The organism is Pseudomonas sp. GM60 (assembly GCF_000282415.1).
In the GTDB taxonomy this organism is placed as follows: Bacteria; Pseudomonadota; Gammaproteobacteria; order Pseudomonadales; family Pseudomonadaceae; genus Aquipseudomonas; species Aquipseudomonas migulae.
The window spans coordinates 25,355-37,954 of sequence record NZ_AKJI01000040.1 but is presented as its reverse complement, the minus strand read 5'-3'; the positions used below and the strand labels follow the sequence as shown (position 1 = coordinate 37,954).

At 61.3% G+C, this 12,600-nt stretch carries 10 protein-coding genes and 1 pseudogene; 9 read left to right on the top strand and 2 right to left on the bottom strand.

Annotation, left to right across the window (positions count from 1 at the left end; all coding sequences use genetic code 11):
- The first annotated feature begins 109 nt into the window (after positions 1-109).
- From PMI32_RS18435 to PMI32_RS18470, 9 genes and pseudogenes are all read left to right on the top strand, one after another.
- Positions 110-574 (top strand): methylglyoxal synthase, encoded by a 465-nt coding sequence (locus PMI32_RS18435; protein WP_032828697.1) that lies wholly within the window; start codon positions 110-112, stop codon positions 572-574.
- A gap of 77 nt (positions 575-651) precedes the next feature.
- Positions 652-1,170, top strand: coding sequence for an RNA polymerase sigma factor (locus PMI32_RS18440; protein WP_008027843.1), 519 nt, complete (start codon positions 652-654; stop codon positions 1,168-1,170).
- Positions 1,171-1,251: 81 nt separating this feature from the next.
- Positions 1,252-2,217 carry a FecR family protein gene (locus tag PMI32_RS18445; protein ID WP_008027841.1) on the top strand — a complete coding sequence of 322 codons (966 nt, stop codon included), beginning with the start codon at positions 1,252-1,254 and terminating at the stop codon, positions 2,215-2,217.
- A gap of 122 nt (positions 2,218-2,339) precedes the next feature.
- Positions 2,340-4,931, top strand: a complete 2,592-nt coding sequence (locus tag PMI32_RS18450; protein ID WP_008027838.1) for a TonB-dependent receptor — start codon at positions 2,340-2,342, stop codon at positions 4,929-4,931.
- Positions 4,932-5,045: 114 nt separating this feature from the next.
- Positions 5,046-5,654, top strand: a complete 609-nt coding sequence (locus tag PMI32_RS18455) for a biliverdin-producing heme oxygenase (RefSeq protein WP_008027835.1) — start codon at positions 5,046-5,048, stop codon at positions 5,652-5,654.
- Between the two features lie 120 nt (positions 5,655-5,774).
- Positions 5,775-6,167, top strand: a complete 393-nt coding sequence (locus PMI32_RS18460) for a YbaN family protein (RefSeq protein ID WP_008027833.1) — start codon at positions 5,775-5,777, stop codon at positions 6,165-6,167.
- Between the two features lie 201 nt (positions 6,168-6,368).
- A pseudogene (locus PMI32_RS31070) lies at positions 6,369-7,649 on the top strand (methyl-accepting chemotaxis protein); the annotation flags it as partial.
- Between the two features lie 102 nt (positions 7,650-7,751).
- Positions 7,752-8,507 (top strand): methyl-accepting chemotaxis protein, encoded by a 756-nt coding sequence (locus PMI32_RS31065; protein ID WP_443216506.1) that lies wholly within the window; start codon positions 7,752-7,754, stop codon positions 8,505-8,507.
- A 192-nt stretch (positions 8,508-8,699) separates the two neighbouring features.
- The gene (locus tag PMI32_RS18470) at positions 8,700-10,031 is read left to right on the top strand and encodes a CoA transferase (RefSeq protein WP_008027830.1); all 1,332 of its coding nucleotides are present in this window, start codon (positions 8,700-8,702) and stop codon (positions 10,029-10,031) included.
- Positions 10,032-10,171: 140 nt separating this feature from the next.
- On the opposite strand, the gene PMI32_RS18475 is transcribed toward PMI32_RS18470, so the two are convergent.
- Both PMI32_RS18475 and arcD read right to left on the bottom strand, forming a co-directional pair.
- Complete coding sequence (locus PMI32_RS18475) at positions 10,172-11,035, bottom strand: DNA-3-methyladenine glycosylase family protein (RefSeq protein WP_008027828.1); 864 nt, start codon at positions 11,033-11,035, stop codon at positions 10,172-10,174.
- Positions 11,032-12,459, bottom strand: coding sequence for an arginine-ornithine antiporter (gene arcD / locus PMI32_RS18480; protein ID WP_008027826.1), 1,428 nt, complete (start codon positions 12,457-12,459; stop codon positions 11,032-11,034). Before arcD ends, PMI32_RS18475 begins: the two co-directional genes overlap by 4 nt.
- Between the last annotated feature and the right edge of the window lie 141 nt (positions 12,460-12,600).

Below are 12,600 nucleotides of genomic sequence, written 5' to 3'. Positions count from 1 at the left end.
AAGCCGGCTCCTACAAGGTTGCGGCGTACCCGATCCCTGTAGGAGCCGGCTTGCTGGCGATGGCGGCCTCATGAACACCATCGTCGGTAACCTGCCTACGGAACATCCCATGATCGGTATCAGCTTCACGCAAAAAACCGTCGCCGCGCGCAAACGCATCGCCCTGGTTGCCCACGACCACTGCAAGGTGTTCCTGCTGGACTGGGCCGAGCGGCACAAAGACAAGCTCGCGCAACATGAACTGGTCGCCACCGGCACCACGGGTTTGTTATTGCAACAACGCCTCGACCTGCCCGTGGAAAGCATGATCAGCGGCCCTTTGGGCGGCGACCAACAACTCGGCGCGCGAATCGCCGAACAGCGGGTCGACATGCTGGTGTTCTTCTGGGACCCGTTCGAACCGCAACCCCATGACCCGGACATCAAGGCGTTGCTGCGGGTCGCGGCAGTCTGGAACATTCCCGTCGCCTGCAATGAATGCAGCGCCGACTACCTGCTCAGCAGCCCGTTGATGGATCAGGCGCATTCCCATCGCATTCCCGATTACGCGACCTATTTGCTGGGCCGCGCATAAACCTTCACAAATCAGGACTTGACCACCAAGACGGATGATAAGCATTATCATTTGATCGAAATGGATCAGGTCCTCCCGTGAGTCAATCGCGCTTCAATCACGTCTTCATCGCCCAGCGCGTCTCTCTGCTGCGCACGCTGGAGCGGATGGTCAACAATCACAGCACCGCCGAAGACCTTTTGCAGGAGACCTACCTGCGCGTGACCCGTGCGCTCAGCGAACGGGCCATCGACCACCTTGAACCCTTTGTTTTCCAGACCGCCCGCAACCTGGCGCTGGACCATTTGCGTGCGCGGCGCATTCAGTCCCGGACGATGCTCGACGACGTGCCGATGGACGTGGTGGAAAGCATTGCCGCGCCGGCCAGCAGTGCCGAGGACGCCGCCCATGCCAAACAATTGCTGGAGCGTTTGAACGTGAGCCTCAGTGAACTCAGCGCCCGTCAGCAGCAGATTTTCATTCTCAGCCGTTTGCACGGGCACAGCTATCTGGAGATTTCCGAGAAGCTCGGCGTGTCATTGAGCACGGTGCAAAAGGAGTTGAAGCTGATCATGGCCATCTGCATCGGTGTCGCCGAACGGTTAAACGACGACTGAGCACGCAAGGCTTTGCTACCCTTGCCCACTTTCAAGCTCCACTAAAAAACAGCCGTGCACAGACACTGCCGAGGAAACACCGTGACGGACACCCACCGCTCCCCTCCGCCCTCCCCGGCGCGGGACTCCGCAAGTGCGATGGACCAGGCCCTGGACTGGCTGATCGTGCTGGGCAGTCCGAGCGAAGAACAGTCTCGCCAGTTCCAGGCATGGCTGGACGCCGACCCTTTGCATGCACAAGCGTTCGCCAAGGCCCAGGCCATCTGGGACGGCCCGCAAGTCGTGCAATGCGCGCAACACCTGGCCGCGCTGCCACCCAAAGTCACCGTGTTGTCGCGCCTGCGCCCGCACTGGAAACCGTTGGCCACTGCTGCCGTGTTGATCCTCGGCCTGTTCAGTTTCAGCAACCTGCCCCTGCGTCTCCAGGCCGATCACCTGACGGTGGTCGGTGAGCGTCAGCGCCTGCAACTGGAGGACGGCTCGAAAGTCCTGCTCAATACCAACTCGGCGTTTTCCAGCACCATCAACGATCAGCAGCGCGTCGCCCGTCTTTATCAGGGCGAAGCGTTTTTCGAAGTGCCGGCCCATCGCGGCCAGCCGCTGGAGATCGACGCAGGACCGGTGAAGGCCAGCGTGCACGACACGGCATTTGCGGTGCGCTACCTCGATGGCGTGACGCAGGTTCAAGTGCAGCGTGGTGATGTCGACTTGCGGGCGACCCGCGACGACGCACGGATTCGCCTGTCTGCCGGCGAAAGCATCCGCATCGGCCCCAACGGTTTCGACCGGCCGGCCAGGCTCGACGCCGCGACTGACCTGGCCTGGGTCCAGGGCCGACTGGTGTTCGAAAACTGCCCGATGAGCCAGGTGCTGGCGGAGCTGCGTCGCTACTATCCAGGCTGGATCATCAACAACAACGAGCAATTGGCCGACGTCGCCGTGACCGGCAATTACCGTCTCGACCAGCCGCTGGACGTGCTCCGCTCGCTGGCGCACATCACCTCGGCGCGGCTCCAGGAATATCCGGCGCTGGTGATCCTGAACTAAATGAGAATTATTTTTACTCGATAGCTGAAGCTCGTACGTCTCGTTATAGCCAATGCAATTGATTCGCATCTTCATATGCCAATCAGCACCTATAAAGATTCGTGCGACTCGGAGCGCTATCGATGTCCTCTCGCCTTACCCGCCACTCATCTTCACCGTCCCGCGTGCTCTCGCTGCTGACCGCCGCCATCCTCATGGCGGGTAGCGCGCCGCTGATGGCCGCCACCGCCGCCGAGCAGCCAACGCGCAACATGGGCGATTACGCGTTTGCGATCCCGCAACAGTCGCTCGTCTCGGCACTCAATGCCTTTACCGCGGTGACGGGCTGGCAGGTCGGCTTGCCGGCAGAACTTGGGCAAGGCGTGGCCTCGCCGGGCGTGCGCGGGTCCTTGTCGCCGGAGAAAGCCCTGGATCGCCTGTTGGTGGGGACCAACCTGAGCTATCGCAAACTGGGAAACAACAACATCGTCCTGGAAAAGCGCCCGAACAGCGGCGCCCTCAACCTGCAACAGGTGACCATCAGCGCCACCCGCCAGGAACAAACCGTGGAAAGCGTGCCGGGCACCGTCACCGTCCACACCCGCGAAGAGCTGGACCGCAACAACGTCAACACCATCAAGAACCTGGTGCGTTACGAACCGGGCGTTTCGGTCGGTGGTGCGGGCCAGCGCGGCGGGATCAGCGGCTACAACATCCGCGGCATCGACGGCGACCGGGTCCTGACCCAGGTCGATGGCGTCGAAGTGCCGAACGACTTCTTCAACGGCCCTTATGCCAAGACCCAGCGCAACTACGTCGACCCGGAGATCATCAAACGCGTCGAAATCCTCCGTGGACCGGCCTCAGTGCTGTACGGCAGCAACGCCATCGGCGGCGCGGTCAGTTATTTCACCCTCGACCCGGACGACATCATCAAACCCGGCAAAGACGTCGGCGCCCGCCTGAAAACCGGCTACAGCTCCGCCGACGAGAGCTGGTTGAAGTCCGCGACTGTGGCTGGCCGCGCCGATCAGTTCGATGGCTTGCTGCATTACAGCCAGCGCGATGGTCATGAAACCGAATCCTACGGCAGCAACAACGGCACCGGCCTGGCGCGCACTGCGGCCAACCCTGAAGACGTGCGTACCTACAACGTGCTGGCCAAGATCGGCTGGAACTACAACGAAGATTCGCGCCTGGGCCTGACGTATGAAAAGTACAAGGACGACCGCGACACCGATCTGAAAAGCGCCTACGGCGGTCCGTTCGACAAAGGCCAGCCGGCGATTCCGACCAGCATCCTGCCGGGCGGCATGTACCAGTGGCGCACCGGTAACGACACCGTCACCCGCGAGCGTTTCGGCCTGGAACACAGCTTCGCCCTCGACAGTCTGCTGGCAGACAACGTCAAGTGGAGCCTGAACCATCAGGTCGCCAAGACCGACCAGAGCACCGAAGAGTTCTACTACCCGATCTCACGTAAAGTGCTGCGCACCCGCGAAACCCTTTACGAAGAAAAGCAGTGGGTGTTTGACGCGCAACTGGACAAGGCTTTCAGTCTTGCCGACACCGAGCACCTGCTGACCTACGGCACCACGATCAAGCAGCAGAAAGTCACCGGTTCGCGCAGCGGCAACGGCACCTGCCTCGCGGTCTTTGGCTCCTGCCGAACCCTCGGCGCCGTCAGCACCGCAGACGTGCTGAAAAAATCCAGCGACTTCCCCGACCCGACCGTCAACACCTACAGCCTGTTCGCCCAGGATCAGATCAGCTGGGACAAATGGACCTTCCTGCCGGGGCTGCGCTACGACTACACCGAGCTCAAGCCGCACATCACCCAGGAGTTCTTGAACACCGTGGCGGCCGATGGCCGCGGCACCGTCAGCAACGACGCCAAAACCTGGCATCGTGTGTCGCCGAAATTCGGCCTGACCTACGCCCTGACCGACCAGTACACCTGGTATGGCCAGTACGCCGAAGGTTTCCGCACACCGACCGCCAAGGCGTTGTACGGACGCTTCGAGAACACCACCACCGGTTATCGCGTGGAACCCAACCCGAACCTCGACCCGGAAACCAGCAAAGGTTTTGAAACCGGTCTGCGCGGTCAATTCGAATCGGGTTCCTTCGATGTGGCCGTGTTCTACAACAAGTACCGCGACTTCATCGAAGAGGATGCCATCTCCCCCGGTTACAACGAGCTGACCTTCCAGAGCGCCAACATCAAGCGCGCCACGATCAAGGGCGCAGAGGTCAAGGGACGTCTGAACCTCGACGCGTTCGGCGCACCACAAGGTCTGTACACCCAGGGCTCGGTGGCCTACGCCTACGGTCGCAACAACGACAACGGCGAACCGATCAACAGCGTCAACCCGCTGACCGGCGTGTTCGGCCTCGGTTACGACCAGGACAACTACGGTGGTTTGCTCAGCTGGACGCTGGTGAAAAAGAAGGATCGCGTCGACGACACCAAATTCAAGTCGCCGGACGGCGTCAGCAGCCAGTTCAAGACGCCAGGCTTCGGCGTGCTGGACCTGACCGGTTTCTACAAAGTGACGGACGACGTGACCGTCAGTGCCGGGGTCTACAACCTGACCGACAAGAAGTACTGGCTGTGGGATGACGTGCGCGGTTACGACGGCGTCGGCGAGGCGTCGGTCATCAGCCCGGCCAACCTTGATCGCCTGACTCAGCCGGGTCGCAACTTCGCGGTCAATCTGGTCTGGGACATCTGACCCTGCACGCTCACTGCGCGGCTTTTTATAGCGCCGCACAGTGAGGTTTTTTTACTGTCAGGCGTCTTCTTGTTCGTCTCGTTACCAAGCGCCTCTTTTCTTCAAGGATTTCTCATGACTAACCAGGACACTGCTCAACGCCCGGCTTTGCGCTCGCAACGCTTGAACCAGATCACCCATGAGCCCCACACCAAACTCGATGCGCTGGTCAAAGCCCACGCGCCGTTCGAAACCCAGGCCAATTTCGCCCGTTTCGTGGTGGCGCAATATCTGTTCCAGTCGGAGCTAGTGGCGCTGTACAACGACGCCGAACTGATCGCCATCGTTGCGGATCTGGCGGCGCGCTGCCGTGCAGAAGCGGCCAAGGCTGACCTGGCCGATCTGGACACCGAAGTGCCGGCGCCTGTCGCGGGCGCAGTGAGCAACCCGAGCAAAGCCGAAGCGCTGGGTTGGTTGTTTGTGTCCGAAGGCTCGAAGCTCGGTGCAGCGTTCCTGATCAAACGAGCTGTCGGCCTGGGCCTGAGCGAGACCTTCGGTGCCCGTCACCTCGGCGAACCGGCCGGTGGCCGCGCTGAAGGCTGGAAAAGCTTCGTCAAGACGCTGGATGGCCTGGAACTCACCGAACAGGAAGAAGCCGAGCTGGATAAAGGCGCAATTAATGCGTTCAACCGCTTCACCGTGTTGCTGGAACACGCCTACGCCACCACCCCCGAACTCGCCTGATAACCCCGCCCTTGTAGGAGCGAGGCTTGCCCGCGAAGAATGATAACGCGGTTTTTCTGACAGACCGCGTTATCGTTCTTCGCGGGCAAGCCTCGCTCCTACAGGTTACAAGTCGATCTTATGACTCGCGCCTCCTCCAAACTCGCCCGTTTCCTGTTCGGCGCACTCGCCTACATCAGCCTAGCCATCGGCCTGATCGCCATCGTCGTGCCAGGCTTGCCGACCACCGAGTTCGTCCTGCTCGCCGCCTGGGCCGCGACCAAGAGTTCGCCGCGCCTGAGTGCCTGGCTGGAAAACCATCGGCTGTTCGGTCCGATCCTCTGCAACTGGCGCAACGGTAAAATCGTCGCGCGTCGAGCCAAGGTCAGTGCCACCGTGAGCATGCTGCTGTGCGCCGGGTTGATGCTGGTCATGCTCGATCACGGTTGGCCGGTTTACCTCGCCATCGCCGGCATGAGCCTGGGCAATCTGTGGATCTGGTCACGACCGGAATCACTGCCGCAAACCACCTGACACACTCCGCGATTTATCCCCGTTTTAAAGCGCTTTTCGGCACTTTTTCCCGCGCAAACGTTCAACCATGACCGTTCGTCGGGGTCACCTTCATGCATCCTCGCACCACGCCGATGCGCAGAGATTGGCGCTGAATGGATTTGGCGAACCGGGTCGGCCTCGACTCGCAGCCAACACTTCATCCCTTCGCGAGTTCGTCCTATGTTCGACTCTCTGTCCATCCGCCTGAAAATCGTTCTGCTCTCCGGTCTATGCCTGCTGGGCGTGGTCGTCCTGATCGTCAGCATGAACTTCTACCAGACCAACCAGAACGATGAGCTGGTCAGCGCCTCCAGCAGCAAAATGCTCACCGACAGCGTGCAAGACCTGCTTCAGGCCAAGGCCGCCGAGCAAGCGGTGCGGGTGCAGAAAACCTTTGGCGAAAGCCTGCTGGTGGTGACCGCCCTGGCGGACCAGATCAAGGACATGCGCACCCTGGCCGCCAAGCGCTCGCTTGAGGCCGGCGCCCTGCGTGAAGAGTTGAACCAGAGCCTGAAAACCGCCTTCGAGCGCAACAGCAAAGTGCTGGGGATCTGGCTGGCGTTCGAACCCAACGGTCTGGACGGCAAGGACAGCGAGTTCGCCAATGACGCCGCTCGCCAGTCCAACGAAGCCGGTCGTTTCGCCAGTTACTGGAGCCGCGCCGGTGGTACCGCGCTCAACACGATCATGGTCGAAGACGACATGACCAAAACCACCTTGAGCCTCAGCGGCACGCCTTACAACAGCTGGTACACCTGCCCTCGCGACAACAAGCGCACCTGCTTGCTGGACCCGTACGCCGACACCGTCGGCGGCAAGGAAATGCTGATGACCACCATTTCCGTACCGCTGCTGGTGGACGGCAAATCCATCGGCGTGGTCGGCGTGGACATCGCCCTCGACGCCTTGCAGGCAGCGGCTGTCGGTTCCCAGCGTGATCTGTTCAACAGCGCCGGGCACATGCTGATTGTCTCTGGCAGCGGCGTGCTTGCCGCTTACAGCGTCGACGCGAGCAAGGTCGGCAAAAGCATCGGTGAGACCCTGGGCGCAGAGGGCAAGGATGTCCTGCAATTGCTCAGCGGCGGCACACCGAAAATCCTCGAACAAGGTGATTTGATTCGTGCGGTGTACCCGGTCAGTCCGATCAGTGATTCCAAAGCCTGGGGCGTGGTGATCGACCTGCCCAAGCAAGTGCTGCTGGCCGATTCGGTGAAGCTGCAAACGGTGCTCGATGATGCCCAGCAAAGCGGCACGATCAAAGCCGTGCTGGTGGCGGTCGCTGCCGGCCTCGTCGGCCTGCTGCTGATCTGGCTCACCGCGTCGGGCGTGACCCGGCCGATCAACAGCGTCGCCGAGATGCTCAAGGCCATTGCCAGCGGCGACGGCGACCTGACCCAGCGCCTGCATTACAGCAAGCAGGACGAACTGGGCGAATTGGTGAGTTGGTTCAACCGCTTCCTCGACAAGCTGCAACCGACCATCGCGCAGATCAAACAGAGCATCACCGATGCCCGTGGCACCGCCGATCAGTCTTCGGAAATCGCCCGCCAGACCAGCGAAGGCATGCAGGTACAGTTCCGCGAAATCGACCAGGTCGCCACCGCGTCCAACGAAATGAGCGCCACGGCCCATGACGTCGCCAACAGTGCGTCGAACGCGGCAAACGCGGCCAAGGGCGCTGACCAGTCGGCTCGCGATGGCATGTCGATCATCGAACGCAGCACCCGCGACATCAATCAACTGGCCGACGAAGTCAGCAAGGCGGTGACCGAAGTCGAAGCGCTTGCGGTCAACAGCGAGCAGATCGGTTCGGTGCTGGAAGTCATCCGCAGCATCGCCGAGCAGACCAACCTGCTGGCGCTCAACGCCGCCATCGAAGCCGCCCGTGCCGGCGAGAGCGGTCGCGGTTTTGCGGTGGTGGCCGATGAAGTGCGCAACCTGGCCAAACGCACGCAGGATTCGGTGGAAGAGATTCGTATCGTCATTGAGCGCATCCAGACCGGCACCCGCGGCGTGGTCGCCACCATGCATTCGAGCCAGACCCAGGCGCACAGCAACGCCGGGCAGATTCAACAAGCGGTGCAAGCCTTGAGCAAAATCAGCGACGCGGTCACGGTGATCAGCGACATGAACCTTCAAATCGCCAGCGCCGCCGAACAACAAAGCGCCGTGGCCGAAGAGGTCAACCGCAACGTCTCGGCGATCCGCACCGTCACCGAAACCCTGACCGGCCAGGCCACCGAATCGGCGCATATCAGCAGCCAGCTCAATTCCCTGACCACCCACCAGATGAAATTGATGGATCAGTTCCGCGTGTAAAGCCACACCGCAAATCCCTGTAGGAGCGGCTTGCCGGCGATAGCGGTGTGTCAGCCAACGTAGATGTCAACTGACACACCGCTATCGCCGGCAAGCCGGCTCCTACAGGTTCGTGCTCGGCAGGCTAATGGGTTTTCATCTAATTGACCGGTGTTTTGTTCTATGCTCAGGCCCTCTTTCGGAGGGCCTTCGATGACTGATTTACTCACGTCCATTCAAGCCGCACTCGGCTTGCCCCACACCCCGATTCCGTTCACCTCGAAGGGCGCCCTGCCCTCGGCGTTCGCCGTCACTGACCTGGCGAGCGCCAGCATTGCCGCTGCCGGCCAGGCGGTCAGCGAGTTACTGCACCAGCACACCGGTCGTTTGCCCAGCCTTGAAGTCGACCGTCGCCTCGCCTCTTTCTGGTTCGCGACGTCGATCCGTCCCGTCGGCTGGAGCGTTCCTCCACTCTGGGACCCGGTGGCCGGAGACTACCCGACCAGCGACGGCTGGATCCGCCTGCACACCAACGCGCCTCATCACCGTGCGGCGGCCGAAAAAGTGCTCGGCGCCTGTGCCGACCGCGCCGCCGTGGCGAGCAAGGTTGCGCAATGGGCGAAAACCGATCTGGAACAGGCCGTGGTCGAGGCCGGTGGCTGTGCCGCCGAAATGCGCAGTTGGGCGCAATGGCAGGCGCATCCCCAGGGCCAGGCGGTGAATTCTGAACCACTGATTCAGTTCAGCGCCGGCAACCCTGAACCGCCGCGATCGTGGCAAGGATCGGTGGCGCAACCACTGGCCGGGATCAAGGTATTGGATTTGACTCGCGTGCTTGCCGGCCCGGTCGCCAGTCGCTTTCTTGCCGGCCTCGGCGCCGACGTTTTGCGCATCGACCCACCGACCTGGAACGAGCCCGGCGTGGTGCCGGAAGTCACCTTGGGCAAACGCTGCGCACGCCTGGACTTGCATGACAAAGCAGATCGCATCTTGTTCGAAAGCCTGCTCAAGGACGCCGACATTCTGCTCCACGGCTACCGCGCCGATGCCCTGGAACGGCTGGGTTACGGCGTCGCCGAACGACAGGCATTCGCGCCCGGCCTGATCGACGTCTGCCTGAACGCCTACGGATGGAGCGGACCATGGCAGAACCGCCGCGGCTTCGACAGCCTGGTGCAGATGAGCAGCGGGATTGCCGAAGCGGGGATGCAATGGAAGAAGGCGGACAAGCCGACGCCGTTGCCGGTTCAGGCGCTGGATCATGCCACCGGGTATTTGATGGCGGCTGCGGCGATCACGTTATTGGGACGGAGTGGGTCAGCACGGTTGTCGCTGGCGCGGACGGCGAAGTTGTTGATTGAACAGGGGGCGGGGACGAGTGAGCTTCTGCGGGCAGAGGATGAAAACGATCAGGACTTACTGGTTGAACAGACGCCCTGGGGGCCGGCGCATCGGCTTCATGTGCCACTGAAAATCACCGGGACGCCGTTGCAGTGGGCGATACCGGCCTCCGAATTGGGTTCACATCGCGCGCAGTGGGGGTGACTTTCCAGCCTCTTCGCGAGCAAGCCCGCTCCCACATTGGGTCTTCGTCGATCACAAATTATGTGCACGCCATCAATCCAATGTGGGAGCGGGCTTGCTCGCGAAGGCGTCAGATCAGTTACCACAAATCCCGGTTCAGCTCAGTCCGCCCGACTCAGTGATGTCCACAAAAGCTGCGCCGCATACCCTCGACAAGGTCGCCAACCTTCGGCCCGCGCCAACAACCCCCGAGCCGTCACCCGCTCCCCCTCAAGCGCCGACAACGCATTGATCAATCCCACATCCCCACCCGGAAACGCATCCATCTCGCGCAATTGTCGCAAGGCAATGTACTGCGCCGTCCAGTCGCCAATCCCGTGCAACGCCAGCAACCGAGCCACACCACCCTCACGCCCCGGCTCAAACAATAACGGATCATCAAGCAACGCCTGGGCCACACCCGACAACGTCCGGCCCCGGCTTTTCGGCATGCCCAGCGCCGCCAGATCCGCCTGCGCCAATACATCAGCCACCGGAAACACATGCGTGATACCGGGCAAAACCGACGTCAAAGGCTGCCCATATTGCACCACCAGTTTCCCTGCCAACCTGATCGCCGCAACCACGCTGATCTGCTGCCCCAACACCGCACGAATCGCCAGCTCCAGACCGTCCCACGTCCCCGGAACCCGTAATCCCGGCCGCTCGGCAATCAACCGCGCCATCAACGGGTCAGCCTCCAGCGACCGATGAATCGCGGCTAAATCCGCATCCAGATCAAACATCCGTCGCAACCGCGCAACGATCTCCGGCACCGCCGCCGGGTCAGGAAAATCCAGCGTCACTTCCAGCGCATCGCCCGCCACCGGCCTTATCCAAAACGTGCCGTGATCGCCTTCCAGGCCAATGCTGCGCGAATACACGCCATCCACCACCGTTTCCATTCCCGCCACGGCCCGCGCCGACAAGAACCCCAGCATCGCCGGCCAGTCATAGGGCGGCTGATAGGCCAGCCGCAACCTCACAACGACAGAAATCCGCTGTACAAACCGTACGCCGCCAAACCGGCGCCGCTGATGACCGCGGTAAAAATCCCTTTCTCGATTGCTGTAAACAGCGGTTCACCCTGCTCGCGTTTGGCCTTGGCGAACAGAATCACCCCCGGCGCATACAACAACGCCGACAGCAGCAAATACTTGACCCCGCCGGCGTACAACAGCCACACCGCATAACTCAGCGCGATGCCGCCGATCAGCAAGTCCTTGGTGCGTTCCGCCGACGCGTGCTCGTACGTTTCGCCGCGCCCGCTCAACAACACCGCATACGCTGCCGACCACAGATACGGCACCAGAATCATCGACGACGCGAGGTAGATCAGGCTGGTGTAAGTCCCGGCGGAAAACAGCGTGATCAGCAGGAAAAGCTGGATCATCACGTTGGTCAACCACAGCGCATTGACCGGCACATGGTTGGCGTTTTCCTTTTTCAGGAAGGCCGGCATGGTCTTGTCCTTGGCCGTGGCAAAGAGGATCTCGGCGCAAAGCAGCGCCCAGGAGAGCAACGCGCCGAGCAGCGAAATCGCCAGGCCAATGCTGATCAACAACGCGCCCCAAGGCCCGACGATGTGCTCCAGCACCGCCGCCAGTGACGGGTTCTGCAGGTTGGCCAGTTCCGGCTGGCTCATGATCCCCAGCGACAACACATTCACCAGCACCAACAGCGCCAGCACGCCAATAAAACCGATGACCGTCGCCCGGCCGACATCCGAACGTTTCTCCGCCCGCGCCGAATACACACTGGCGCCCTCGATGCCGATGAACACAAACACGGTGACCAGCATCATGTTGCGCACCTGATCCATCACGCCGCCGAAATTCGGGTTGCTGCGGCCCCAGATGTCACGGGTAAAGATGTCGGCCTTGAACGCCACGGCGGCGATGACGATGAACATGATCAGCGGCACGATCTTGGCCACGGTGGTCAACTGATTGATGAACGTCGCCTCCTTGATCCCGCGCAGCACCAGAAAATGCACGGCCCACAGCAGGACCGAGGCGCAACCGATGGCGATGGGCGTGTTGCCCTGGCCAAACACCGGAAAGAAGTAGCCGAGGGTGCTGAACAGCAGAACGAAGTAACCGACGTTGCCCAGCCAGGCACTGATCCAGTACCCCCACGCGGACGAGAACCCCATGTAGTCGCCGAACCCTGCCTTCGCGTAGGCGTACACCCCGGAATCCAGCTCGGGTTTGCGATTGGCCAGCGTCTGGAACACGAAGGCCAGCGTCAGCATTCCGACGGCGGTAATGGCCCAACCGATCAATATCGCGCCGGCATCGGCACGGGCGGCCATGTTCTGCGGCAAGGAAAATATCCCGCCACCAATCATCGATCCAACCACCAGCGCGATCAGTGCGCTCAGGCGAAGTTTTTGCGTCGGTTGCGACATGCCTGCGTCTCCATTTTTCCCGATGTGACCGGGGAATGACCACGGCCGGGAAACCGTCACATGGTTGGTTTTAACTAAATAGATACAGCGTAATAACGTTTATTAGAAAACGCCAAGTCATGTCCGTTATTTATAGCGGAT

Coding starts and splice junctions, on each gene's coding strand:
- PMI32_RS18450 (WP_008027838.1), top strand. CDS start 2,340: ATGTCCTCTCGCCTTACCCGCCACTCATCTTCACCGTCCCGCGTGCTC.
- PMI32_RS31065 (WP_443216506.1), top strand. CDS start 7,752: ATGCAGGTACAGTTCCGCGAAATCGACCAGGTCGCCACCGCGTCCAAC.
- arcD (WP_008027826.1), bottom strand. CDS start 12,459: ATGTCGCAACCGACGCAAAAACTTCGCCTGAGCGCACTGATCGCGCTG.
- PMI32_RS18435 (WP_032828697.1), top strand. CDS start 110: ATGATCGGTATCAGCTTCACGCAAAAAACCGTCGCCGCGCGCAAACGC.
- PMI32_RS18455 (WP_008027835.1), top strand. CDS start 5,046: ATGACTAACCAGGACACTGCTCAACGCCCGGCTTTGCGCTCGCAACGC.
- PMI32_RS18470 (WP_008027830.1), top strand. CDS start 8,700: ATGACTGATTTACTCACGTCCATTCAAGCCGCACTCGGCTTGCCCCAC.
- PMI32_RS18460 (WP_008027833.1), top strand. CDS start 5,775: ATGACTCGCGCCTCCTCCAAACTCGCCCGTTTCCTGTTCGGCGCACTC.